The organism is Geomicrobium sediminis, assembly GCF_016908595.1.
GTDB classification, from domain to species: Bacteria; Bacillota; Bacilli; order Bacillales; family Marinococcaceae; genus Geomicrobium_A; species Geomicrobium_A sediminis.
This window is the reverse complement of the sequence record NZ_JAFBEC010000016.1, coordinates 40,882-66,222: the sequence shown is the minus strand read 5'-3', so window position 1 is coordinate 66,222 and position 25,341 is coordinate 40,882. Positions and strand designations below refer to the sequence as shown.

The 25,341-nt window shown below is 41.9% G+C and carries 23 protein-coding genes; 11 read left to right on the top strand and 12 right to left on the bottom strand.

Translation table 11 applies throughout. The features are described from left to right. Positions 1-251 precede the first annotated feature (251 nt). The 9 genes from JOD17_RS18875 (at position 252) to JOD17_RS18835 (ending at position 11,038) form a co-directional block, all read left to right on the top strand. Positions 252-1,091: a VOC family protein gene (locus JOD17_RS18875; protein ID WP_204699535.1), complete on the top strand. Its 840-nt coding sequence runs from the start codon at positions 252-254 to the stop codon at positions 1,089-1,091. Further along, positions 1,084-2,079 (top strand): aliphatic sulfonate ABC transporter substrate-binding protein, encoded by a 996-nt coding sequence (locus tag JOD17_RS18870; protein WP_204699534.1) that lies wholly within the window; start codon positions 1,084-1,086, stop codon positions 2,077-2,079. Before JOD17_RS18875 ends, JOD17_RS18870 begins: the two co-directional genes overlap by 8 nt. A gap of 17 nt (positions 2,080-2,096) precedes the next feature. Next, complete coding sequence (locus JOD17_RS18865; protein WP_204699533.1) at positions 2,097-2,864, top strand: ABC transporter permease subunit; 768 nt, start codon at positions 2,097-2,099, stop codon at positions 2,862-2,864. An 11-nt stretch (positions 2,865-2,875) separates the two neighbouring features. Next, positions 2,876-3,628, top strand: a complete 753-nt coding sequence (locus tag JOD17_RS18860) for an ATP-binding cassette domain-containing protein (RefSeq protein WP_204699532.1) — start codon at positions 2,876-2,878, stop codon at positions 3,626-3,628. Positions 3,629-3,885: 257 nt separating this feature from the next. After that, positions 3,886-5,919, top strand: coding sequence for a gamma-glutamyltransferase (gene ggt / locus JOD17_RS18855; RefSeq protein ID WP_420827952.1), 2,034 nt, complete (start codon positions 3,886-3,888; stop codon positions 5,917-5,919). Positions 5,920-6,041: 122 nt separating this feature from the next. Beyond that, positions 6,042-7,628: an ATP-binding protein gene (locus tag JOD17_RS18850; RefSeq protein WP_204699531.1), complete on the top strand. Its 1,587-nt coding sequence runs from the start codon at positions 6,042-6,044 to the stop codon at positions 7,626-7,628. 2 nt (positions 7,629-7,630) lie between these two features. Further along, positions 7,631-8,335 carry a response regulator gene (locus JOD17_RS18845; RefSeq protein ID WP_204699530.1) on the top strand — a complete coding sequence of 235 codons (705 nt, stop codon included), beginning with the start codon at positions 7,631-7,633 and terminating at the stop codon, positions 8,333-8,335. Positions 8,336-8,415: 80 nt separating this feature from the next. Beyond that, positions 8,416-10,098, top strand: coding sequence for an SLC13 family permease (locus JOD17_RS18840; RefSeq protein WP_204699529.1), 1,683 nt, complete (start codon positions 8,416-8,418; stop codon positions 10,096-10,098). A 94-nt stretch (positions 10,099-10,192) separates the two neighbouring features. After that, positions 10,193-11,038, top strand: coding sequence for a GNAT family N-acetyltransferase (locus tag JOD17_RS18835; protein WP_204699528.1), 846 nt, complete (start codon positions 10,193-10,195; stop codon positions 11,036-11,038). 52 nt (positions 11,039-11,090) lie between these two features. Here the strand turns inward: JOD17_RS18835 and JOD17_RS18830 are convergent, their stop codons facing one another. The 3 genes from JOD17_RS18830 to JOD17_RS18820 all read right to left on the bottom strand — a co-directional run bounded on the left by JOD17_RS18830 (position 11,091) and on the right by JOD17_RS18820 (position 13,878). After that, positions 11,091-11,945, bottom strand: a complete 855-nt coding sequence (locus JOD17_RS18830) for an alpha/beta fold hydrolase (protein WP_338028830.1) — start codon at positions 11,943-11,945, stop codon at positions 11,091-11,093. A 5-nt stretch (positions 11,946-11,950) separates the two neighbouring features. Beyond that, the gene (locus JOD17_RS18825) at positions 11,951-13,006 is read right to left on the bottom strand and encodes a tartrate dehydrogenase (protein ID WP_204699526.1); all 1,056 of its coding nucleotides are present in this window, start codon (positions 13,004-13,006) and stop codon (positions 11,951-11,953) included. Positions 13,007-13,170: 164 nt separating this feature from the next. Beyond that, positions 13,171-13,878, bottom strand: a complete 708-nt coding sequence (locus JOD17_RS18820; protein WP_204699525.1) for a hypothetical protein — start codon at positions 13,876-13,878, stop codon at positions 13,171-13,173. 382 nt (positions 13,879-14,260) lie between these two features. Here JOD17_RS18820 and JOD17_RS18815 point away from each other — a divergent pair, with 382 nt between their 5' ends. Next, positions 14,261-14,554 carry a hypothetical protein gene (locus tag JOD17_RS18815; protein ID WP_204699524.1) on the top strand — a complete coding sequence of 98 codons (294 nt, stop codon included), beginning with the start codon at positions 14,261-14,263 and terminating at the stop codon, positions 14,552-14,554. Positions 14,555-14,652: 98 nt separating this feature from the next. Here JOD17_RS18815 and JOD17_RS18810 read toward each other — a convergent pair whose 3' ends face one another. The 8 genes from JOD17_RS18810 to JOD17_RS18775 all read right to left on the bottom strand — a co-directional run bounded on the left by JOD17_RS18810 (position 14,653) and on the right by JOD17_RS18775 (position 23,988). After that, positions 14,653-16,221: an ABC transporter substrate-binding protein gene (locus JOD17_RS18810; RefSeq protein WP_204699523.1), complete on the bottom strand. Its 1,569-nt coding sequence runs from the start codon at positions 16,219-16,221 to the stop codon at positions 14,653-14,655. Continuing rightward, entirely contained in the window at positions 16,218-17,651 is a 1,434-nt protein-coding gene (locus JOD17_RS18805) for an amidase (RefSeq protein ID WP_338028829.1), read from the bottom strand. The genes JOD17_RS18810 and JOD17_RS18805 overlap by 4 nt, the downstream gene beginning before the upstream one ends. A 151-nt stretch (positions 17,652-17,802) precedes the next feature. Beyond that, positions 17,803-19,281 (bottom strand): M81 family metallopeptidase, encoded by a 1,479-nt coding sequence (locus tag JOD17_RS18800; RefSeq protein WP_420827951.1) that lies wholly within the window; start codon positions 19,279-19,281, stop codon positions 17,803-17,805. 60 nt (positions 19,282-19,341) lie between these two features. Beyond that, positions 19,342-20,370, bottom strand: coding sequence for an ABC transporter ATP-binding protein (locus tag JOD17_RS18795; RefSeq protein ID WP_204699520.1), 1,029 nt, complete (start codon positions 20,368-20,370; stop codon positions 19,342-19,344). Continuing rightward, complete coding sequence (locus JOD17_RS18790) at positions 20,354-21,370, bottom strand: ABC transporter ATP-binding protein (RefSeq protein WP_204699519.1); 1,017 nt, start codon at positions 21,368-21,370, stop codon at positions 20,354-20,356. Before JOD17_RS18790 ends, JOD17_RS18795 begins: the two co-directional genes overlap by 17 nt. A gap of 17 nt (positions 21,371-21,387) precedes the next feature. After that, positions 21,388-22,323: an ABC transporter permease gene (locus JOD17_RS18785; protein WP_204699518.1), complete on the bottom strand. Its 936-nt coding sequence runs from the start codon at positions 22,321-22,323 to the stop codon at positions 21,388-21,390. A gap of 18 nt (positions 22,324-22,341) precedes the next feature. Further along, positions 22,342-23,292 carry an ABC transporter permease gene (locus JOD17_RS18780; protein ID WP_042358782.1) on the bottom strand — a complete coding sequence of 317 codons (951 nt, stop codon included), beginning with the start codon at positions 23,290-23,292 and terminating at the stop codon, positions 22,342-22,344. Between the two features lie 486 nt (positions 23,293-23,778). Next, positions 23,779-23,988 carry a hypothetical protein gene (locus JOD17_RS18775; protein ID WP_042416076.1) on the bottom strand — a complete coding sequence of 70 codons (210 nt, stop codon included), beginning with the start codon at positions 23,986-23,988 and terminating at the stop codon, positions 23,779-23,781. A 100-nt stretch (positions 23,989-24,088) separates the two neighbouring features. Here JOD17_RS18775 and JOD17_RS18770 point away from each other — a divergent pair, with 100 nt between their 5' ends. Further along, entirely contained in the window at positions 24,089-24,532 is a 444-nt protein-coding gene (locus JOD17_RS18770; protein WP_204699517.1) for a GNAT family N-acetyltransferase, read from the top strand. A gap of 64 nt (positions 24,533-24,596) precedes the next feature. Here the strand turns inward: JOD17_RS18770 and JOD17_RS18765 are convergent, their stop codons facing one another. Next, positions 24,597-25,319 (bottom strand): metallophosphoesterase family protein, encoded by a 723-nt coding sequence (locus tag JOD17_RS18765; RefSeq protein ID WP_204699516.1) that lies wholly within the window; start codon positions 25,317-25,319, stop codon positions 24,597-24,599. Between the last annotated feature and the right edge of the window lie 22 nt (positions 25,320-25,341).

Below are 25,341 nucleotides of genomic sequence, written 5' to 3'. Positions count from 1 at the left end.
TCCGTTCTTTTCTCTATTATAACAAAGCGTGGTTATGATTCGGCGTCTATAAATAAGAAAAAGCTGTTGAGAAATGACTTTCTCAACAGCCTGACCAGTTACTCTTTGTAACTGGTTTTTTATTTTCTAACATACCTATTTTCTTTTTAATTTTTATAAATTGATTGACATCAATCTGCATTTTACATAGACTAAAAACATAAACTCTATATTTCATATGAATTTAATCGGGAATAAATCGGAGGATACTAATGAGCTTAAACATTTCATTTGACCATGTGATCCACTACATTAATGACGCTCATGAGCTCAAAGATGAGTGGTTAAATATAGGCTTTCATGCAGTTGAAGGCGGCCGTCACGAACATCGCGGTTCATACAATACGCTTCTTCATTTCGGAATTGAATACATCGAATTTTTAGCGATTGATGATTTCGAACTTTTTAAGCGTGTCGGTGCACAAGATGTGAAAGATAGTCCATTTTATGCAATCGGTGACGATCAATTTGAGGAAGGGTTCTACAAGGTATGTATACGAACGAGGAACTTAGATAAGTTAGCTGAACGCTTCCGCGAGAAAGGGCTTCAAGTGAATGGTCCTGTTCCTCTTAGCCGAAAACGACCAGACGGTACACTTCTCGAATGGTCATTATTATTTGTCGGTGACGAATCTTCGGATTTACCTTTGCCATTTTTCATCGACTGGCATGAAACAGATGAAGAACGAATCGCTGGTTTAAAAGACGCCAGCGTTATTCATCCCCATGAAGCTGGCAACACATCAATTACAGGCTTTACGATGGCTGTTCACGACGCAAAGCAAACAGCCGATAATTGGTCAACATGGTTTGAGCTAGACGTAGAAGAACCTGCTTTTGACGAAACACTTAACGCGACCGTCTATACGTTAAATTTGCCAGGGGCAAAGCTACATTTCGCCGAGCCAAAAGGAAACGGCCTCGTTCAAGACACGTTAACAAAACGAGGAGAGCGACCGTTTGAGCTTCGCTTACACAATGTGAACAACGTAAGCTCCTTCACGACAAAAGGAGCACACTATACAATCTCAGGAGGAAACAACCATGCGTAAGTCAACACTGATTGTCGGTTCATTTTTACTAGCAAGTGGAGGCGTACTCGCTGCTTGCGGAAGTGATACCGATTCTTCTGAAGCGAGTGGAAATGATACCATTCGCATCGGCTTTCAAACAGGTAATACATTAAATGTACTTCGTGATAGCGGTTATCTCGAAGATCGAATTGAAGAAGAGGAACTAGATGTTTCTGTAGAATGGATTGAATTCGACCAAGGTAATGCCGTCATGGAAGCCTTGTCTACGAATAACATCGATTACGGCAACGCTGCTGACGGACCAGGGATTTTCGCTCAAGCGCAAGGTCGAGAAATCGTTTACGTCGGTGCTAGCCTTCCCCATGAAGAAGGCGTTGGGATTATGGTGCAAGCAGACTCTGGAATTGAATCAATCTCAGATCTTGAAGGGAAAAGCATCGCTGCACTAGAAGGCGGAAATCATCATTACCTCGCATTACTCGCACTCGAGAATGCAGGAGTTGCTATTGATGATGTCGAGTTCCGTTACATGGGAGATGCTTCACAAGGTCGTGCAGCACTCGAAACCGGAGAAGTTGATGCGCTTGCCTCTTGGGATCCTTTCTTTGCAGGTGTTGAACACACCCTTGATGTAACAACACTTGATGATGGGGTTACTGATTATCCGAACCGTACGTTCTATTACGCAACACCTGAATTCGCTGAACAATCACCAGAACTCGTTCAACTCGTATTAGAAGAAACAAACCGCTCAGACCAATGGGCAAATAACAATCCCGATGATGTTGCAGAGCTTCTCTCTGGCTTGATTGGCATTGATAAAGAAATTCTAGATACAGTTGTAAACCGTCGTGATTACGGTGTTGAGAATATTAATGAAGAAATTATTGCTGCTCAACAAGCACAAGCTGATGATTATTACCGATACGAACTCATTCCAGAGGAAATTGACGTTTCATCAATCATGCCACTTGAACCTGCTTGGGCATCTGACAACATTGAGTAAGAAGTAGGTGGCCGACAATGTCAAACACATTCCAAAAACAAATACTACCTTGGCTATTACCGTTTGTCGTTTTGATCGTATGGCAAGTTGTTTCAATGTTAGAAGTTGTATCACCAAGCCTGTTCCCAGCTCCAACGGCTGTACTTGAATCCTTTTATGATTTAGTCGTTTCAGGAACATTGGCTGAGCACATTCAAATTAGTCTCTATCGTGCCTTTGTTGGTTTACTCATCGGAGGAAGTATCGGGTTATTACTCGGAATTCTAAATGGATGGTCAAAGTGGTCGTTTTTCACATTTGATACTTCCATCCAAATGGTTCGAAACATCCCCCACCTCGCGTTATTGCCTCTTGCAATCGTGTGGTTAGGAATCGGTGAGACATCAAAGATCTTCCTCGTTGCACTCGGGGTTATGTTCCCGATCTACATTAATACGTTACACGGCATACGTAGCGTAGATCGAGGCTACGTTGAGATGGGCCGTATGTACGGCTTACGAGGATGGCAACTATTCCGCCACGTCTATCTACCAGGTGCTCTTCCTTCCATCTTCGTTGGATTACGGTACGCATTAGGTGTGATGTGGCTAACACTAATCGTTGCAGAAACGATTGCAACGAGCGATGGACTCGGTTATCTTGCAATGAATGCACGTCAATTTATGCAAACAGACATTATTATCGTCACGATTATTATTTATGCGTTGTTTGGTAAATTAGCAGATATGATTGCTCAGGTCGGTGAAAAGAATGCCCTTCGTTGGCATCCAAACTATCGAAAATAGGAGGAGCTGTTTTGACGAACTCAACAGAAGAACACGGTGTCAGAATTAACGTCTCACAACTCCAAAAGTCATTTGGAGACAACGAGGTATTAAAAGACGTCGATCTCACCATAGAAAAAGGTCAATTTATCGCGATTGTCGGGAAGAGTGGTAGCGGTAAAAGTACGTTGTTACGCCTCGTTGCCGGTCTTGAACAACCGACGAATGGTACGCTTTTATTCGATGATAAAACGATTAAAAAAACAGATGCGAGTGTCACTATGATGTATCAAGATTCTAGACTACTTCCTTGGAAAACCGTTATTGATAACGTAGGGCTTGGACTTAAAGGCGATTGGAAAGACCGGGCACTTTCCGTACTTCAAGCAGTTGGACTTTCCGAGTTTCAAAAAGAGTGGCCTGGAACACTATCTGGAGGTCAAAAACAACGAGTCGCTTTAGCAAGGGCGCTTATTCGCGAGCCAGACTTGCTCATGCTCGACGAACCACTGAGCGCATTAGATGCACTGACACGAACGGAAATGCAAGATTTAATTGAACAAATTTGGAGAGACAATCAATTTACATCTCTTCTCGTTACCCACGACGTTCGAGAAGCAGTTAAGCTTGCTGATCGCATCGTGTTAATTGAGGACGGTGAAATTACGCTCGACCTTGAGAATCCGTTGCCAAGGCCTCGAGATGTCACTGACGAACGGCTTGTTGCTCTTGAAAAACAAGTGACAAGCAGAATACTCGAAGAAGAACCTTCAACAAGCCATTGAGAAATTCCCCTCTCAATGGCTTTTGTTCGTTCAAGTGGGAGTTGTTGAATTTTAATAGTAGTAATGCACACAAATCTCTATGCACTTTTTCATATTCTATAAAAAGTGACTAAGAACTAGATTCGACATAATGCTACCATATACCCGCTCATTTTCTCCTCTTCTTGCAACAACTTACTAATATTTAAGCATTTAAAAAGTCCTCATATCCCTTTAATACTTCTTAACTAGCTACACTTATAAATTATTTGATTTTTATGAATGTTATACTATTTATCTATCATCTCAAGGAGGGGTTTTTATTGAAAAAGAAGGCGGTCTCATCGATTACAAGCGCAGCAATGATCGGTTCTCTCGTCTTAATGAACGTGCATCCTGCATCTGCAGAAGAGCAATCAGTTCCTGTAGACTTAGCAGAACACGGAATGGTCTCAAGTTCACACGACCTCGCCACTCAAATTGGTCAACAGTTTCTGAGTGAAGGGGCAAATGCCGTTGATGCGGCGGTAGCGGTTCAGTTTGCATTGAATGTTGTAGAACCACATATGTCCGGAATCGGTGGTGGTGGATTTATGATGGTCTATGACTCAAACACGGGTGAAACGACGATTGTTAACAGTCGTGAGCGTGCTCCACTTGGCGCTACACCAGATATGTTTCTTGACGAAGACGGGAACGTCATTCCTTTTGCAGAACGTTCAACGAGCGGTCCAGCGGTCGGCGTACCTGGAACGTTAGATGGGGTGAATGCCGCACTTGGAGAATGGGGGAGCTTCGAATTAGAAGAACTCATTCAACCTGCAATTGATTTAGCTGCAGATGGCTTCCACATTGATCGTCAACTTGCCGATGCCATTTCCGATAATCAAACGAAGTTGCTTAACAGCAAAGCTAAACACGTATACTTACCCGATGGCGAACCTTTAGAACAGGGAGATTTTATCATTCAGGATGATCTTGCTCATTCACTTAACCTCATTCAAGAGCATGGGCTTGATGTGTTTTATCACGGTGAAATTGGAGATGCCATCGCAGAAACCGTTCAAACATATGGTGGCACGATGACGAAAGATGATATCGCTCGTTTCAATTCAACGATTGAACAACCGGTTTGGGGAGAATACCACGACTACTCCATTGCTAGTATGCCTCCACCGAGTTCAGGCGGTCTCACCTTACTACAAATGCTTTCTATCCTAGATGGCTTTGATATTGGAAAATACGATCCAAGAGACCCGATGCGCTACCACATTTTAGCTGAAACGATGCGCCTGGCTTATGCAGACCGTGCAGAGTACATGGGTGATCCAGAGTTTGTGGAAGTCCCATTCGACGGGTTGTTGCACCCTGAGTACATCGAGCAGCGTCGCGACCTCATTCCACTTGATCGCTCTTCAGAAAACGTCGAAGCTGGAGATCCTTGGGCTTTTGATGAGCGTAAGGAAGACTCGCTTGTCAGCCAGTATGAAGATCAAGACGGCATGGGCGAAACCACTCACTTCACGGTCACTGACGCAGACGGGAACATGGTAAGTTACACGAGTACGATTGAATCCTTGTTCGGTACTGGAATTATGGTCCCAGACTATGGAATTATGCTTAATAATGAATTGACCGACTTTGATGCTGTACCAGGTGGTGCGAATGAAGTTCAACCAAACAAGCGTCCTCTCTCAAGCATGACGCCAACGATCGTTTTTGATGGTAATGGCGAGCCTGTCATGAGTGTTGGTTCTCCAGGTGGTCCTCGTATTATTAATGCTGTATTCCAAGTCATTACAAACGTACTTGATCACGGAATGACCCTTGAAGAAGCCGTTGATGAACCGAGAATTCATAGCATGGGCGCGAAAGACATTACGTACGAAGATACGATTCCAACTTCTGCAATTCGTACTTTAGAAGAAATGGGCCATGAGTTTAACACACAAATGGAAATCGGGAACGTCCAAAGCATCCGAGTTACGAGCGAAGGCCTTTATGAAGGTGTTGCTGATAAACGCCGCGACGGTGCCTCACTCGGACTGACTGTTGATGCAACATCCATGCGTTCTTTAGTACGTGAATTAGAAGCAAACGAGGAAATCGAAAGCGCTGACGTGGCTGATGAACTTTACCGTGATCTTTCCGTCATTCGTCTGTTCCAACTGCACGGTTTCACACGTGAAATTGTGAGCCATACCGAAGCCTTTCAAGACACAATCGACGCCCTTTATGAAGAAGGAGAACTATCATTTAAAGTACATCGTATGCTCCATGCACAAGCATCCATCATTATTCATTACGCATAGAACCTTCCTTCGTCCACTTTACTTGTTGTAAAGTGGACGATTTACGTAGTAAAACATGAATTGGCATCTGTTGCTAAAATTCCCTATAATAGAGCAATACATGTTTGAAGGGGGTGAGGCACATGTTCCGCACAAGAAAATTACCATTGCAATTTCGAGTCATGATTTATGCGATGGCGATGCTATTTGGCACCATTTTATTAGGCGGAATATTTGTAGCCTTCTCACAAGCTCAACAAGCCAGACAATCCTTAGAAGATCAAGTGTTGTTAAGCGCTAGTCACCTTGCAGAAAGTCCTATGGTTGTTGAAGTGTTGCAAGCTGACTATGCTGATGAATCACTCCGTACGATGCTTCAGAAATTACGTGTTGAAAATGACCTGCTTTACATTGTCGTTGTCGACATGACAGCTACACGCCTCACACACCCTAACCCATCAGAGATTGGGGAATTATTTGTTGGTGATGATATCTCGGATGTGTTAGAAAATGGACATACATATACTTCTGAATTCGAGGGAACTTTAGGACCTTCTTTACGTGCATTTACACCAATTTACAATCATATAGACGAACAAATCGGAGCCGTTTCTGTCGGTATTTCGACCGATCGCGTGGATGCTTATGTATCTGACCACTTAAGCTCGCTCTTTATCAGTATTGGCATTAGCTTAATGATCGGAACAATTGGATCTTTTTTTCTTGCTAAACGTATTAAACAAACGCTCTATGGCATGGAACCAGAAGATATTGCCCATCGCCTCAAAGAACGAGAAGCCATGCTTTCAAGCGTGCAAGAAGGGGTCATCGCAACAGACCAAAGCGGAATGATTATCGTAGCAAATGCTTCTGCAAAAGCGACCTTTCATTCAAATCTAATTGGATTGTCAATTTATGATGCATGGCCTGACCTACCAATTCAACAACAATTAGAACATCAACAAATGGCAAAAGACGAGCTGCACCGTTATCAATCAACCGAAATGATTACAAATCGAATCCCTGTCATTGTGAATGAATCAACAGTAGGTACATTGGTTACGTTTCGAGATAAAAGCGAACTCAATCATTTATTAGAAAGGCTTGCAGGTGTTGAAAATTATGCTCAACAATTACGTATGCAAACACACGAATTCATGAACAAACTCCACATCATTGGCGCAATGGTGTATACAGAATCTTATGGTGAACTTGAAGAGTATATCGAGACACTTTCAACATCCTATCAAGCTGGTGTGAATGAAGTTGGGAAATATGTGAAAGACGTAACTTTAGCAAGCTACCTTTCTAACCAATTGGAACGACTTCACCAATCGGGTGTTCACATTACCGTTACTGGCGAAGGAGCTTGGCCTGAACTACACTATTCAAGTCAATTGGACACTTGGATTACCGTCATTGGAAATGCGTTAAACAACGCCTATGACGCAATAAACCAACAAACCAATCGAGAAATCACACTACGGTTCTCAACTGAAAACACAAGCCTCGTGCTTGAAATTAGCGATAATGGTAATGGGTTTACAAATGAGCAATTATCAACCTTTAAGCAACAAGGCTTTTCTACAAAAGGTCTTGACCGAGGGTTCGGACTAACGATCATGCTAAACGCCATTGCTATAGCCAACGGCACGTATGAATTTGATAGTTTAGTAGGTAAAGGTACGACGTTAAACATAAAAATTCCATATAAGAAAAAGGAGGATTAACGATGTATTCTATTGGAGCCATCGATGATGAACCGCTAATTATAAAATTCCATGAGCTTTACACTGATAAAGTAGATGGCTATGTTTGGAAAGGTTCTGCAAACACATTGTCTTCAGGAAAAGAAATGATTTTAAACAAAAAACTGGATTTATTATTGTTAGATATTTACTTGGATCATGAGAACGGACTTCAATTATTACAGTTCATACGTAACGAGAACATTGACCTCGACGTCATCTTGATTACTTCGGCAAATGATATGGAATCCATCACGCTCGGAAAAAGGTATGGAGCTATTGACTTCCTCGTGAAACCTTTTACTTTTGAACGTTTCAAAGAAGCACTAGAGCGTTACCAATCCTTTCAGAAACTTGCAAAGCCGTTAAATCAACAAACGGAAATTGATCAACTTTTTCATGACCAAAGACTCGAAGGACACTTACCTAGAGACCTTCCAAAAGGGATTACCAAAGAAACAGCAATACGAGTTCTCCATGCTTTTAATGACTGTACAAGTTGGTTAACTACCGCCCAACTCTCGGATCAAACCCAGATCTCTCATGTTTCATTGCGAAAATACTTACGTTTCTTTAGCGAAACTGGTTTGCTTTCTAAGGAAGTGATTTACAAGGCTTCCGGTCGACCTTTACAACAATATCAACTTACAAGCAAAGGAGAAGAAATAAAACAAAATGGTTTCATTTAATTAAAAAAGCTAGTCGAAACATGTCTAAATATGCAAAATATAAGTAAGCGTTTTCAATGTACATCGTGGGGGGATATTCTATGAAAGCAACCTTTATAACGACATGGAACAGTTTATGGAGACAGCACAATCGCACGAAAGATCTCCTTAATATTTTCTCTTATAAAAAAGACATAGACAAAGCTGCTGAGCAACGTAAGACCAAAGAAGAAGCAGCTACGAAGAGTAGTTCCGAACCACCATCATCTCCTAATCAACCAAAACAAGCGTATTCAAAAGCCCAAATGATCGGACTATTACTCGGTCCAACACTGTTTATTCTCACAATGGCTTTCTTCAATCCAGAAGGTCTAGCTTCAGAAGCAAGGGCTGTACTTGCGGTGACATTATGGATTGCGACTTGGTGGGTAACTGAAGCCTTACCGATTCCAGCAACTTCATTACTGCCTTTGATCTTATTGCCGACTACTGGCGCTCTAGAAGGAAGTGCTGTTGCCTCTTCATACGGTGACGATGTAATCTTCTTATTCCTTGGTGGTTTCTTTATTGCTACTGCTATGGAAAAGTGGAACTTGCACAAACGAATGGCCTTATTAATTATTTCTTTAATTGGAACGAGCACACAAAGAATTTTGCTAGGGTTTATGGTAGCTACCGGATTTATCTCAATGTGGGTGTCTAATACCGCAGCAGTTATGATGATGATTCCGATGGGACTTGCAATTACTGCTCAAGTAGCTTCTGCATTAAAGGACAAGCCTGAAGAAAAAGACTTTCCAAAATTCGAAAAGTCCCTTATTTTCGGTATCGGTTATGCAGGTACGATTGGTGGCGTAGGTACACTTATTGGTACACCTCCAAATATTATACTTGCTGGACAAATGCGCGAAATTTTTGGAATAGAGATTTCATTTGCTACTTGGATGATGTTCGGTATTCCAATCGTAGTGATTATGCTTCTCTTCACGTGGTTCTACCTTGGTAGAGTCGCCTTCAAAACTGAAATCAAATCACTACCTGGTGGTAAAGCCGTTATCCATGATGAACGAAAAAGCCTTGGAAAGACATCCTACGAGGAATGGATGGTCGGATTTGTTTTCTTATTCGCCGCGTTCATGTGGGTAACACGATCTTTCTTTTGGGATTACGAAGACGGTATCATCTATGGAATTCAAGGATTAAGCGATGGTCTAATTGCCGTTTTAGCCGCTGTATTACTGTTCTCCATCCCGGCGAGCCGAGCAAAAGGCGGGCGCATCTTAGTTTGGGCAGACTCTCGAGACATTCCTTGGGGTGTATTGCTACTCTTCGGTGGTGGTCTTGCGATTGCACAAGGCTTTACTGCATCAGGATTATCAGATTGGCTCGGCCAACAGCTTACGGTTCTAGATGGATTTAATTTACTCATCATTATCGCTGCTGCTACAATCTTCATCATGATTTTAACCGAGATCACATCGAATACTGCTACGGCTACTATGATTTTACCTGTAGTTGCTGCACTGGCCATTGCTCTCGACGTTCACCCATTCGCACTCATGATTCCTTGTGCAATGGCTGCGAACATGGCATTTATGCTCCCTGTTGGTACACCACCAAATGCCATTATGTTTGGAACAGGAAAGCTGAAAATAATTGAGATGGTAAAAACAGGATTCTTTGTGAACATTGTTGCCACCATAATCATTATCTTCGGTGTCTACTATGCTGTACCACTCGTTTGGGGAATTGATTTAACAAGCTTCCCTGCCTCACTTCAATAAATAATGGGTTCTCCCTACTATGGGAGAACTCTTTTTTCTTGGCAGAAGCACGAACTATCGTCATACTAGACATGATGAAAGGGAGGGTTAACCATTGATTCGCCAATTACATCCAGAAGATCAAACGTACTATGAACAAATGGATACTGGCATTGAGGACGATTACATTGCAGCCATTTTTCCGTACCTCGTTACAGGGCCAAACAAAATGTATGGACTATTCATTGAGAATCAACTCGTCAGTACAGCCGGATTTACGATTTACCATTCGGTCTATGCCATGCTTGGAAGATTGCGCACCGACCGTCGCTATCGTGGACAAAACTTAGCAACAGAGATCTTAAACAATGTGTTAGAGCGGGCTTGGGAACATTCAGAGATTCAATGGGTTGGTGCCAATACCCAACAATCAAACATACCCGCCCAAAAAGTACTCCGTAAAATTGGCTTAACACCACGGATCTCTTTACAATCAGCGACAACAACATCGCCAAATCAATTGGCTGATGAACACGCTCAATGGACGGAGATCACGAGTCTTTCAAAGAAGAAAACGTTACTTTCAGAACAGTATGTCCAACCGGGACGAGTATTCCCATATGAATGTTATTATCCGTTCGAAGCGAAAACTGAATTGTTCCACGATGATGAAGTAGCTACGTGGCGTTTCTTTGAAAATAATCAATGCGATCGCTTTTTTATAACGAAATACGACCAAAAAAAATATCACTACTTGCATGTTGTCTATCCATTTCAAGATCTATTCAATCAATCCGGTTTATGGGCAACGATCACTCACGCACATAACGATTCACAGTCACAATTCGAAGAAGACGTTCACGTTTGGGTGGACATAACAAACGATCAAATGGCAAAGCTTCCTAATCAACACCCTTTTGATCTACCTTCACCGTGGAATCTTTACGTTGATCAACGATAATTCTCACCTCAATCGATGCCCGATTTCAAAAGCATGATTGAGGTGAATTGCTTTAGAGAGCTGATTGATCAAACGCTAGAATATTCTCCGCAATTTCCCTTGGCTTCTCTTCTGGTACATAGTGGCCGCACCCTTTAATCTCATACCCTCGAACGTAATCAATCGTCTTTTTCCATTCATCCACGACTGGTAACCCAGCCAAGTTGCCACGTTCTCCCCAGAGCACTAACGTCTCCTTCGACAACTTGCCAACCCCTTGTTCATATTCTGGAAGATCGGTACGATAGGTTGCTCGGTAATCACTGAGCGCTGCTTGAACCGCTCCTGGTTCCTTAAACGCTCGTAAGTACTCATCAAAAGACCCATCTTCCTTTAGGCGTTCGTATAAGCCATCACCACGACTCAATAGAAATGTTAAGTACTCTTCTTCTTTTCCCTCAATTAACGTCTCAGGAAGGTCTGGAACGATTTGAAATACCCAGTGCCAATACTTTCTAGCAGCTTCTTTTGCTGGCAATTGATAGACGTATTCCATAGGCATAATATCGATGAATACGAGCTTTCTTACAAGTTCTGGGCGTAAGTAAGCAAGCTTTCTCGCAATCCTAGCTCCTCGGTCATGACCAACGATTAGTGCGTTACGAATGCCTAGTCTGTCTAGAACAGACGCGACGTCATGTGCCATCACATCATTCTGATACAACGCTTCTCCGATTGGCTTCCCTGACTTACCATATCCTCTTAAGTCAACCTTAATGACACGATAACGCTCAGCTAGATGAGGACTAACATACCGCCACGTTAACGAACTTTGAGGAAATCCATGTAGCAAAAGGCAGACCGGCTTATCAACCGCTCCATCATCCTCATAATGAATCGCTACGCCAGCAACTGAAACCTCCCCCACATTCGTCACCTCTTTAACTCTTGAATAATGGCATTAGTCACTTCTTCAGTTGTACAATTTCCACCTAAATCAGGGGTCACCATTTGTTGACGTGTGACCTGTTCAATCGCTTCAAGTACTTTTGTCGCTGATTCTTCTTCCCCTAAATGATCGAGCATCATTTTTGCAGTCCAAATCTGACCGATCGGATTCGCAATCCCTTTGCCAATAATGTCTGGGGCGGAACCGTGTACAGGTTCGAACATAGATGGGTACTTCCCATTTACATTTAGGTTTGCTGCCGGAGCGACACCTATACTTCCCATAATCCCTGCACCGATATCCGTTAGAATATCCCCAAACAGGTTGGAGGCAACCACAACATCTAACGTCTCAGGCTTCGTAACGAGAAAGGCCGCAAGGGCATCAATGTGTTGTGATTCAGTCGTCATCTCAGGGTAATCTTGGCTTACATCGTTGAAAACTTCATCCCAGAACGGCATGCTATGAATAATGCCATTTGATTTCGTAGCGCTTGTCACATGACCACTGCGTTTCTTCGCTTGTTCAAATGCAAAGCGCATTGCACGTTCTGTCCCTTTACGTGTAAATACAGCGTTTTGAATCGCAATTTCTTCTTCACCATTGCCAATTCGGCCACCGCTAGAACTGTATTCTCCTTCACTATTTTCCCGAACGACGACAAAGTCAAATTGATTTGGGTTTGCCAATGGCGAGGCAATGCCTGGCAATACTTTTGCAGGACGCATATTAATGACTTGCTCGAATTCTCGGCGAATTTTGATTAATAATCCCCAAAGTGAAACATGATCGGGAACGAGCTGTTCATTTCCGACAGCACCAAGAAAGATCGAATCAAATGAAGCTAATGTTTGAATCCCGTCTTCTGGCATCATCACACCGTGTTCTAAGTAATATTCAGAACTCCAAGGAAAGGACGTAAATTCAAATTGAAACCCACCATGAATATCCGCAATCGTATGCAACACTTGTTCTGCAGCAGGGACTACCTCTTTCCCAATGCCATCACCTGGAATGCTTGCAATGTTCCATTTCTTCATCATTTGTTCCTCCTGTATTCGAATACTGTCGGCTGTCGACAGGTGTTAGTTTTATTATACATTATTCTTGAGAAAGAACGTATAAAGAAAAATTGACATCGTCTAAATAGAAAAAACGTGCGCGACTGTATGCACACGTTTTCTAGACACAATTCGTCGTGTCTTTAAGGTTCTGTATGATCGTCTCGCACTGCTTCATCCCGATCTCTGTTCTCTTTTGTTTTCTTCTGTGTTTCCGTGAAGTTAGTATCTTCCCCCTCGTCTGAAGTGTCACTAGAAGGATTCGTGTGATCACCTCTTTCTTTGTCATCTTGATCTCTGTTCTGCATCGTTTCTTCCTGTGCTTCTGTATAACTACGCTGATTGTCGCTTTTCTTATTATCTTCTCTTTTCCGTTTAAAATCTGATCGCTCTCCGTGCCAAATGAGGTCAAAGATTGCTCTACCATTCGTTGGTTGTCCATCGGGCAAATAGACAGGAATCACATCAAACAACACGTAATAAAAACAATAAAAAATGAATGTTGTCCAGAAGATATTATCTTCTAATACACCGTTTAACACTAAAGCGTTTGCTGTAAAAGCAATACCACCAGTCATCATAATCGGCGCAGCATAGATTAACCCGTGCCAAAAACGGTTTTTAGGCTTGAGTTCATCGTATTCCATCCAACTATACATAAAAAAATACCGTCGAACCTCGACAGTAGGTATCGTAAACAATATAGGTCCACTACCAACAATCAGCTTCTTATTCTCACCTCTTAGAAGGGTTGCCACAAGATAATAACCCGACTCACGAATGATCGTAACAATCGGCAAAATAAAAAGTGCTGCCATAAATAGTCTGAACCAGTCGATTAGACTAAACATATACTCTCCTTTTCTCTCTGTTTTGTTTGTATTTATATCATTGATTTAAATCGTTTATTTTAATGACGGACGTACCATACTACATGGTACAGACCTACGATGCAAATGTAGAACTCTATGTTCAATTGACAAAAACATGTGCCATTTTGCAAAATACCTTTTTAATGCGTGTTTTAGATTTTTCAAAAAGGGAATCCTTGAAGTAAGAAGCTAAAAATATAAAAGGTCGGTATTCGTTATGATCCGCCCTTTAGAAAATTGTCCTCTAAAATCACACTCATTATTCTTATATAGACACGATCATCGAAGAACAATAAGATCCGCTCACCTTCAGGTAAAGCGACTGCTCCATAATTAATAATTAATAAAGGACGTGATGAATTTGAGTAAGCCAATGTATAAAGAATTTAAAGAAGAAAAAGATGCACTTGAAGCAGTAAAGAAAATGCGAACAAAGTTCTCTCCTAGTTGTATTAATGTCATTAACCCTAATCCAAAAGATCGTCATACACTATCAGCTGCTGACTATGGATTGCCAGAAGAGAATGTCTCTTACGAGGGAATACAACAAAGTTATCAATCCAAACTTATGTCATGCGGATTTAACGCGAATGAAATCACACAATTAGAACGAGAAGTACAAGAAGGTACGCTATTAGTTATAGTTTGTCAATAAACCTTCCTTTCATCCCTTTTAAATCTTCCAAAATGAAAATAGGAGGAGGGAACTTAAATCGCTCCCTCCTCCTATTTTCATTTAAATAAACGTTTAATTTATTCTTCAACCTGAACGTTCCAAAAGATCGGACCCATTAGTAATTCATAATCTATCAGACGATCACTTACTGCTTCAACATTGTCATAATGACCAATGTTCACGACAGGAACATCTTCATAGAACAATTCTTGTAACTCCTCAAACAACGCGAGTGCCTCTTCTTGCGTTTCAGCTTGATCAATTTCATCGAAGTATTCTTCATATCCTGGATGATCTGTCCAACCTGCCCAGCTCGGGTTGAAGAATGGGTATTGATGAGGAACAGCATAGACGAAAAATGATGTTACAAACATCTCATATTCATTTGGATCATCTCGCAGACTGAGTAACGTAGCCCAATCAACTACGTTTAGCGTTGCGTTAATTCCCATTTCTTCGAGTTGTTGGTGGGCAACAACCGCTACATTATAATGAAAATCATAATCCCGACTCGTAAGAATTCGAATTTCTTCCCCGTCATACCCTGCTTCTTCAAGCATTGATAAGGCTCGGTCTGGATCATTCACATCGTAATTCTCTTCTCCAGCTCGTGTGTACCAATCCGTTTGATCCGGAATCATTAAGCCAGGCTCTAAGCTGTAGAAATCCTCATAGTTAAATGCCGCTTGCAAAATCGGTTGCTTATCAAGAGCAATGTTCATTGCCTGTCTTGCTAACGGATCTGAAAATAATCCTTGTTCTTTGTTAAATACGAGCACTTCCATTCCGCTCGGTGTTGTCATCAACTCAATGGAATCATCCGCTTCTAACATTTCGTAATTATCAAAAGGAACACCATTAATCGCATCGTACTCACCTGTCTGCATTCCAGATAACCTCGTCTGTGAATCTGGTACGAAATGAACTAGAATTTCATCAGCATACGCATTCTTTTCACCACTCAGCCCGTCAGCTGGTGCATCCACGCCAACATAATCTTCAAATCGTGTTAATTGTACATGTTGGTCTTGGTGCCACACACCAAACTCGTACGGACCTGTACCGATGTATTCATCGACTCCAGTCGCAGGTGCATTTGAAGCAATCTCTGCTGGCATGATTGCCGCCATTTGGCTGATATCTGCTAACAGGTGTAAGGCCGTGTTGTTCATTTCATCTAGCAACACATTTACGGTATAATCGCCATCTGCCTCGTATTGTGCTTCAGGTAAAACGTTAGAAACTTCTTGCCAACGTTGCATCGAGGCCACAACATCTTCTGATGTCATTTCTTCACCATTATGAAATAGGACACCTTCGCGAAGCGTAAATGTGATCGTTTTACCATCTTCACTTACTTCATAATCTTCCGCAAGCATTGGGGCTACTTCGTAGTTACTATTTAACGTAACAAGCGATTCGTAAATGGAACGACTAATATCTCTCGTTGCAGCCGCTGTCGTGAAATGAGGGTCCAACACTTCAGGTTGAGTACTGTATCCGTAGTTGATTGTACCTCCATGATTCGAACTCTCTTCTCCATTTCCTTCTTCAATCGCTGCCTCTTCGTCAGAGCTACCTCCGCAACTTGCCAACAACATGACTCCTACCATTGAGCCAATCAGCGGCATCATTCGTTTCTTCATAACGGCTTACTCTCCTCGACATTCATTTTCGGTTGCTTTTGATAATGCTTTGTGACACTTTCATACACATGCGCCAATTGCAACAGCTCAAAGTCTTGCCCAATCGGTGCAACGAGTTGCAATCCAAACGGCAATCCATTCTCTGTAAATCCTCCTGGTATTGAAATCGCTGGCGTATTTAAGACCGAGATGAGCGAACATGATTGCATCCAGCTCGTATACGACTTCATCGCTTCACCTGCAATCATCGTCGGATATTCAACGTTGGCATCAAACGGCTCTACTTGCGTCGTTGGCAACATAAGGAAATCATAGTTGCTAAAAAAACGAGCCATTTCATGGACGAGCTCTGTTTGCTTACGTAATGCACGACCGACTTCTGGACCTGTAAGATTCATGCCCTTTTCAACATTTTTGACATACGTCGTTTTTAATTCTGCTCGGTGCTGTTCAACAAAAGCCCCACCGGCAGCTTCCATTTCAAACGCACGCAACGTTTCAAAGACGTCTGCCGCCTCCGCTAAATCCGGTGCTACGTCCACAAGTTCACAACCGAGGCTTTCCCAAACCGCTAATTGGTTTTTAAATGCTTTTCTAACGGGCTCATCTAGTGCAAGTAGACCACCTAAGTCTTCGCTATATGCAATCTTCACTTTTTTAACATCAAGTTCAAGACGTTGTAAAAACACAGTCCCCTCTTCACGTAAAGCAATCGGTACACGCTTGTCGTACCCAGCGATTACCGACATCATATAGGCAACGTCAGATACCGTTTTTGCTAACGGTCCTTGTACCGATAGGGTCCCAAAACCGTTCGCTTTCGGATACGTAGGAACTCTTCCAGGTGATGGACGCAACCCTACGACGTTATTGAACGCTGCAGGATTCCGGCAGGATCCTCCCATATCTGAACCGTCCGCAAGCGGAATCATTCGAGCAGCAAGAGCTGCAGCTGCTCCGCCACTGCTACCACCAGCACTCTTTTCTAAGTTGTATGGGTTTCTCGTCAGCCCAAATACCGGATTAAATGTATGAGATCCTGCCGCAAATTCAGGTACATTTGTTTTTCCTATTCCGATTGCCCCCGCTCGCCTTAAGCGAGACACGAGTAGTTCATCTTCTTTCGCGACGTTGTCTTGTAGCACCGTGCATCCTTTCGTCGTCTTAAATCCTTTCGCATCATGCGTATCTTTAAACGCCATCGGAATGCCATGAAGCGGACCATCAACGTTTCCTTTTGCAAAACGCTCATCTGCTTTTCTAGCTTCTGATAATGCATACTCAGGTTGAAACGATACGATGGCATTAATGCTCGGGTTGTACGTTTCAATTTGCTTAATAAACGCACTCACCACTTCATAGGATGAGACTTCTTTTCCCTTAATCATCGCGACTAGTTCCACTGTCGTAAGATCAACCAATGAACTCACCGAATCCCCCATTTCTCATTTCTCAATTAAAAAGAAAGCGCTTAAATTTGTTGTCATTCAGCGGAAGTGCCAGTGTAATCTCTACTTCTATAAGAAGTGCACCAAAAGGCACGTAAACACATTTGACGCAGTCTTATTGACTAAATACCAGTTACTTCTCGAAATGACGATCGAGCGGATAGATCGGTCGGTTCACATTCACATATTCAAAGTGATCAAGTGAGTAACTGCTAAGTCCTGGAGAATCGACAGTGATGATTTTTTTCGCTATATCTTGGAAACCCGCACGGAAATGCTGGCTTGATTTTAAGGCAATTATTTTATAATCTAATGGATTAATTCCTGTTAACGAGATAATTTCTGGATCAAAGGTTTGTGTGCGTACAGAAATCACTATGACTTCAACCTGACCGATGACTAGCCTAGCCGTCTTGCCGTAATTCGATTTTTTGCCGGCCATCATCGGGTTCGTGTGTACGAACACCCCATCTGTAAGTGCCACTACCTTTGCTGTGACTCGTAGCGGTTCACCGTGAAGGTGATCCGTTTTTCCACCAAGTTCTACGTCAAGTGCTGCGCCAATGCCCTTTTCATGAGCGAGCGCTGCCACATCAGGGTCGTATATGCATGCAAAAACGGTGTCAGGTAGGTCTTGTCTCAGTAATTCTTTTAATAGATTCGTTCCGTCTCCAGGAGTTCCTGCACCTGGATTGTCACTCGTTTCATTGATCACGACAGGCTTTCCTTCTACGTTTAAAGCCATGTCGATCCCTTCAGCAGATGATGGCAATTCGACGATAAAGTCGGATTTGGCATCCCAAAGATCTTGAGCTACTCGCTTTGAGATCACTTCTGCTAATTCACGTTGATTGTTCGTTGTCGTTAAGATGGCACAACCAATATGTGCAACATCTGTATGTGGGAACGAATGGTAGAACGTACAATCAAGTACATCTCCAAGCTTTTCTTCCTCGAGTGTTTTGAGCTTCATCTCAAAAGCTGGACCACTTATTGTATGTGTAGTCGGAATCATCATCGGAAGCTTCGTCATGTGCATAACTGGGATAACCTTGTTAACAACTATTTCTTTGATGAACTTAACAGCATCCAATCCTCGTTCATAACTATCCACATGTGGATATTCTTTTACACCGAGTAAAGCACTCGCATGCTCGACCATTCTTTCTGTTAAATTCGTATGTAAATCGAGGGTGACAACAATTGGAACGTTCGGGTTAAGTGCACGTCTTAGCTCTTCTAATAACTCTCCTTCAAGATCATCAATCCCTTCAACAACACCTGCACCGTGAAGTGCTAGACAAACTGCGTCCAACTCTTTGATTTCAAGAATACGATTGATTAACTCTCGCTTCATCGTTTTGAATGTCTCTAAAGGAATAACTCCTGAAGGATTTGCTCGAGCAGAAAACGTTGGAATGACGGTATATCCTTCGTGATTCGCTTGATCAATCATGCCACCAATGTAATCTCGCACTCCATCGTAATGCTCAAAAATCTCTTCTCCATATAACCATTCATATAATTTAAAAAAATTCTCATCAGAACTTACATTTGAGAACGTATTCGTTTCGTGTTGAATGCCACCGACTGCAATGTTCAAAACGCTCACCTCTCTTTAAATCTATACAAAACGATTGATTTTGAAAAAAACCAATCGCCTTGTACGTGTCTATGCATTTACTACTTTCTTCTCTTCCGTTGTGATTCCTTCATCATGCAAGTGACATCTGACCGTATGATTACCTGCTAGATTTAATGATTGTGGAACCGTTGTTTTGCATACGTCCATTGCAAACGGACAACGCGTATGGAACACACACCCAGAAGGAGGGTTTAACGGTGATGGAATGTCTCCTTGTAAAATAACGCGTTCACGTTGTATGTTCGGGTCAGGTAACGGCACTGAACTAAGTAGAGCCTTCGTATACGGGTGCTTCGGATTCTCGATCACATCATCTGTATACCCTTCTTCAACGAGATTCCCCAAATACATAACCCCGATCCGGTCAGAGATATGCCTTACGACGCTAATATCATGAGAGATAAACAAATACGTCAATCCCAGATCTCGTTGTAAACTTTGCAAAAGGTTGATGACTTGAGATTGGATGGATACGTCCAAAGCAGATACTGGCTCATCACAAATAATCACTTTCGGATCGACAACTAACGCTCTTGCAAGACCGATCCGTTGGCGCTGCCCACCTGAAAACTCATGTGGAAATCGATAGTAATGATCGACTTGCAAACCAACCTTGCTCATCACCTCCATAACAATGTCTGTACGCTCACTCTTATTACCGATGTTATGAATGTTTAATGGTTCTTCTAAAATGTTGCCAATCCGTTTTCTTGGGTTCAATGAAGAATAGGGATCTTGAAACACCATTTGCATATCTTTCCGAACCTTGTTCATCTCTTTATTTGAAAGCTTGAAAAGATCTTTTCCGTTATAGATGGCTTCACCTTCTGTAGCATCGTGCAGGCGCAATAACGTGCGACCCGTTGTACTTTTGCCACACCCTGATTCTCCTACAAGTGCATAGGTTTCCCCTTTTCTTAAGTCAAAGGAAACACCATCCACTGCTTTGACATAAGTGTTGCCGCTTTTAAGTTTGTTCAAGCCTTTTTTTGCCTGATAATACTTCTTCATGTTTCGTACTTGAATCAAGGCAGTCTCCTCATGTTGAGCTTGCATGGACGTGACCTCCTTCTTCCCTAGCAATGATTTCTTCATAATGCCAACAACGCACTTTTTTCGTATCGCTATGCGTCTTAAGTGGTGGCATTTCCTCTAGACACTTCTCATCTGCGAATTCACATCTCGTAGAGAAACGGCATCCTTTAGGCTTATTTGTAAGGCTTGGGACATTGCCTTTAATCACACTTAATTCTAACTTACGTTCTCCAGTCATTTGCGGAATCGATTTAATCAATCCCCGTGTATATGGATGTAGTGGCTTTTCGAAAAGCGTCTTTACATCGGCCTCTTCAACAATTTGACCGAGATACATAACCATGACACGATCACAAAGCTCAGCAACAACGCCCAAGTCGTGAGTAATAAAAATAATGCCCATCTGTAGCTTTTTGTTCAAATCCCGCATTAGATTTAAGATCTGCGCTTGAATGGTTACATCGAGTGCAGTTGTTGGCTCATCTGCGATTAATAACTTTGGCTCACACGCAAGCGTAACCGCGATCATCGCTCGTTGGCGCATCCCACCTGAAAGTTGATGAGGGTATTCATGGACCCGTTTTTCTGGTGAGGGAATTCCTGTTAATGCAAGTAATTCAACAGCACGTTCGTACGCTTCTTTTTTTGACTTTTTATGGTGAAGCATTAACGGTTCGGCAATCTGCTTCCCGATTGTAAATACAGGATTTAATGAACTAAGTGGGTCTTGGAAAATCATCGAGATTGCGTCGCCACGAATTTTTTGCATCTTTTTAATCGGGTAGTTGAGGAGATTGTCACCGTTGAATTCGATTTTCCCTTCATACTCAACCATATATTCATCATATAGACGCATAATCGATTGGGACGTCACACTCTTTCCACAACCTGACTCTCCTACTAAACCGACAATCTCGCCTTCGTGAATCGTAAAACTCACATCATCAACTGCCGTAACCGTACCTTTTTCAGTAAAAAAATGTGTTCTTAACTGCTCTACATTAAGCAACTCAGTCGTCATCAGATTTCCCCCTATCTTTATCCACGTGCTTTTTGAGAATTAAAACGAAAGAGGTTAACACGTTTCTTCTTCGATCTCGGCTTTGTATGTGGATCAATCATATCGCGAAGCCCGTCACCCACAAAGTTCAAGCCGATTACGGCAAGGATAATCATAATCCCAGGGAATACAGTCATCCACCACGCATTAAAAATAACGAGTTTTCCATCGTATAATATGTTCCCCCAACTCGGGTCAGGTGTCGGCACCCCAGCACCGAGGAAACTTAATGCAGCTTCTGTGATAATACTATCCGCAAAAATAAACGTCGCTTGAACAACTAGAGGTGAGATCGTATTCGGCGCAATATGTAAGAATATAATTCTAAGAGGACTCGCACCTTGTGCCCTCATTGCCTCCACATACGTCTCCTCTCGAATCGATAACGCTTTCGATCGTACAACCCTAGCAATATGAGGGGTAAAGACAATACTCAAAGCGATAATTACGTTTTGCGTCTGTGGTCCAAGTGCTGCCATTAGCGCAATTGCAAAGAGAATTCCAGGGATTGCCATTAATCCATCGCATATTCTCATAAGAATATGATCGAGCGTCTTGTAGTAACTTGCGAGTAAACCGATGACTAATCCGACAACAGAAGTAATGACTGCTACAGCAAGACCTACACCTAATGAAATTTGTGCACCGTAGACGACTCGAGAGAATAAATCCCGTCCAAAGTTATCTGTACCAAGTAAGTGTTCTGCACTTGGTGGACTTAACCGGTTTTCGACGACCATTTGATACGGTGTATAGCTTAAAAAGAACGGACCAATGAGCGCTACACCGACGACAAATAACATGATGAAACTACCTGTTAATAACAGTTTATTTGACAGAAAACGCTTGAATAACAATGAGCGCTGTTCTTTCTTTAATTCTTTTCGAATGTTCGATAAACTCGTCGTTGACATGTGACCCCACCCCTTTCCTTATTTACTATCAAGTCGTACTCTCGGATCAATGAATCCATAGAGTAAATCAATGATTAAGTTAATCGTTACATAAATAAGTGTCACGAATAAGACGATGCCTTGAATAATCGTATAATCACGTCGCTCAATTGAGTTGATAATAAGCTGCCCAATTCCCGGAATATTGAAAATTGTTTCCGTAACAACTGCCCCAGTTACGAGTGCTCCAAAAGTTGCTCCAATAACCGTAAGAATCGGTAGAAAAGCATTTTTAAGTGCATGACTATAAATAACTGTCCGCTCTTTCATCCCTTTAGAACGAGCCATCTTAATGTAGTCTGTATTAAGTACTTCTAACATCGATGCACGCGTCATCCGAGCAATTAACGCTGCCTGGATCGCACCTAATGAAATGGCAGGTAGAATTAAATACTGCAAATGATTCCATAGACCATTCGATAACGGTTGATATCCTGCTACTGGTAACCACCCGAGTTGCACTCCGAAAATTAAAGCAAGAAACAGCGCAAGTAGAAAGCTCGGAATCGCCATACCCATTAATGATACGACCATAACGGATTGGTCCGTTGCGGTTCCCCTTTTAATTGCTGCAACAATACCAATAGGAATAGAGATCGACAGTGCAATAATTTCTGCAACAATGGCAAGGGATAACGTCGGTCCTATGTGAGAAAATATCGCATCAAGTACCGATTGATTCATAAAATAGGAATCACCAAAATCCCCTTGTACAACTCCCCCAAGCCAGTTCAAGTATTGAACCGGTATTGGATCGTTTAAGCCTAATTCTTCACGTAATTCATTGACTTGCTCTGGTGACGCTTCTTCCCCTAGCATGTAGGAAGCTGGGTCCCCAGGGGTTAAATGTACAATCCCAAAAATAACAACGGAAACGACAAATAACACTGGTAACAATGAAAGTATTCGTTTGAGAATATAGATTCCCATCACGCTTTGCCCCCTCTTTGTATAGTTGTCCTCTATCTTTGTCTAACACGATAAAGTATAAATAGTCAGATAAATTAAGGTTTACCTGACTGTACTGCGTGCATATCTGAGTTTTTTCCCATATATAATACGAAAGCACCTCTGCTCATCACATCATTCTCTTAAATACGTTCATTATGTATGAGTTGATGCGTCTAGACTTTCTTCGTATGCTTATTATCCGAAGCAAATGCTTTATGTTTTTATGATTATGAAGTATTTCCTGCTATAAATCAATATAGTATTTAAAATTTTTAAAAAGTTCTTGTAAGATTTCCTCACGGTCAAAACTGTTTCTGCAGCGATTTCTTACATTCCTGAATTGCTTACAATCTTTTTCTCCATATTCACTAGAATGATCTAACCATTTATAGCAAGCTTGAAACGATGAACTACCTCAAAATACGCACTAAAAAAAGTCTCCTCATTACGAAGAGACTTACGTGTTTACTGATTTTCTTTGTCTTCCATCTTCTTTGCACGATCTCGTCGAACCATATTCACGAAAACGGTTACTGCAATCCAAATGATGAGAAACAGTAAAATCATTCCGTACCAAGGCAATTCATAGCCAAGTGTATTCAAAATCGTTATTAAGACGAAAGCAATGATAAAATATATAAACATGCTCGTCCAGTCAAATTGTGTTCGTTTCATACTTTCTAATCCCCTTGAATCATCCTTATTATTAGCATATCGGAAATCGTTCCTCACTGCAACGCTCATGCAATTCAACCACTTGAAAGGAGTCACATCTATGTTCGACTACACTGTTCGAGCTGCTACTGTACACGATGCGTTGCAACTCTCAAACTTACGTCAACTCGTCGACAAAGAAACGGATCATCTAGACCGCGAAGAAGGCGAACAGGCCTTAAGCAAAGCACAGTTTCGAGAGATTCAAATTAAAGATCACGAGGAAGAGAACCGTTATTGTGTTGTCGCTGAACACAATCAAAAGCTCGTCGGATTTGCTAGATTACAAGGAAGCAACTTAAATCGGTTTCAACATCACGTTGAATTTGGGGTTGCCATTCAAAAGAGTCATTGGGGCAAACGACTTGGCACGAGATTATTACAAGATTGTCTGTCCTATGCAGACGATCATCAACTCGCAAAAGTAACTTGCGAGTTCAAGAATCAAATTATAAGGCCCTTCAACTCTACAAAAACTACGGCTTCGTTATTGAAGGAACCTTAAAAGATGATAAAAGAATGCCTGATGGAACTTTCCAACATACTGTTCTCATGGCACGCTTTCTTACTTAAACCTCATCTTCGATGTTTACAACAATAACTTCCGGCTCCCCATCAAGAGCTACCTTTAATCCAATTAATGGTCCTCCAAACACTGCCCCACCATCGATACCAATCTTCGTTTCACATTCAGAAAACCAAGCCTCATCGCGCTCGTCTTCATGCAAACGTTGGACAGGGGTATGACCAAAGATAATCGTTTTACCAGAACGATTGCAGCCAGCATGGAATGGTTCACGAACCCAGAGGTAATCTTCTTTCGTCTGATCTGCCAACTCTTTATTGACGTCAATGCCAGCATGTACAAAGAAATAGTCACCCCATTCATGGAAATGGGGTAGCTGTTTCATAAATCGCAACTCTTCATCAAATTCCTCTTCAATAATCGCTCTAAACGCTGTGTAAGAACCTTCATCAAATGTTTCACTTTGCTCAATCATTGAATCTAACGTTTGCACACCACCATTACGTAGGAAACGTTCGACTTGCTCCGAATTCATCCAATCTAAGAACATATCTTCATGATTTCCCTTTAGTGCAATCACGTCATCGTATTGATTTTGAAGCTTCATGACACATTGAACAACTTGTAACGACTTCGGACCACGATCAATGTAATCCCCTAAAAAAACGAGCATCTCTTCGTCACGATTCCAATGCTCGAGCAATTGTTGCAATTCATCATAGCATCCGTGCAAATCTCCGATTACAAATGCTTTTTGCTTCTGCATAATATCAGCTCTTTTTCCCTTA

Coding starts and splice junctions, on each gene's coding strand:
- JOD17_RS18875 (WP_204699535.1), top strand. CDS start 252: ATGAGCTTAAACATTTCATTTGACCATGTGATCCACTACATTAATGAC.
- JOD17_RS18870 (WP_204699534.1), top strand. CDS start 1,084: ATGCGTAAGTCAACACTGATTGTCGGTTCATTTTTACTAGCAAGTGGA.
- JOD17_RS18865 (WP_204699533.1), top strand. CDS start 2,097: ATGTCAAACACATTCCAAAAACAAATACTACCTTGGCTATTACCGTTT.
- ggt (WP_420827952.1), top strand. CDS start 3,886: ATGAATGTTATACTATTTATCTATCATCTCAAGGAGGGGTTTTTATTG.
- JOD17_RS18850 (WP_204699531.1), top strand. CDS start 6,042: ATGTTCCGCACAAGAAAATTACCATTGCAATTTCGAGTCATGATTTAT.
- JOD17_RS18845 (WP_204699530.1), top strand. CDS start 7,631: ATGTATTCTATTGGAGCCATCGATGATGAACCGCTAATTATAAAATTC.
- JOD17_RS18840 (WP_204699529.1), top strand. CDS start 8,416: ATGAAAGCAACCTTTATAACGACATGGAACAGTTTATGGAGACAGCAC.
- JOD17_RS18825 (WP_204699526.1), bottom strand. CDS start 13,006: ATGAAGAAATGGAACATTGCAAGCATTCCAGGTGATGGCATTGGGAAA.
- JOD17_RS18820 (WP_204699525.1), bottom strand. CDS start 13,878: ATGTTTAGTCTAATCGACTGGTTCAGACTATTTATGGCAGCACTTTTT.
- JOD17_RS18810 (WP_204699523.1), bottom strand. CDS start 16,221: ATGAAGAAACGAATGATGCCGCTGATTGGCTCAATGGTAGGAGTCATG.
- JOD17_RS18795 (WP_204699520.1), bottom strand. CDS start 20,370: ATGCAAGCTCAACATGAGGAGACTGCCTTGATTCAAGTACGAAACATG.
- JOD17_RS18790 (WP_204699519.1), bottom strand. CDS start 21,370: ATGACGACTGAGTTGCTTAATGTAGAGCAGTTAAGAACACATTTTTTT.
- JOD17_RS18785 (WP_204699518.1), bottom strand. CDS start 22,323: ATGTCAACGACGAGTTTATCGAACATTCGAAAAGAATTAAAGAAAGAA.
- JOD17_RS18780 (WP_042358782.1), bottom strand. CDS start 23,292: ATGGGAATCTATATTCTCAAACGAATACTTTCATTGTTACCAGTGTTA.
- JOD17_RS18775 (WP_042416076.1), bottom strand. CDS start 23,988: ATGAAACGAACACAATTTGACTGGACGAGCATGTTTATATATTTTATC.
- JOD17_RS18770 (WP_204699517.1), top strand. CDS start 24,089: ATGTTCGACTACACTGTTCGAGCTGCTACTGTACACGATGCGTTGCAA.
- JOD17_RS18765 (WP_204699516.1), bottom strand. CDS start 25,319: ATGCAGAAGCAAAAAGCATTTGTAATCGGAGATTTGCACGGATGCTAT.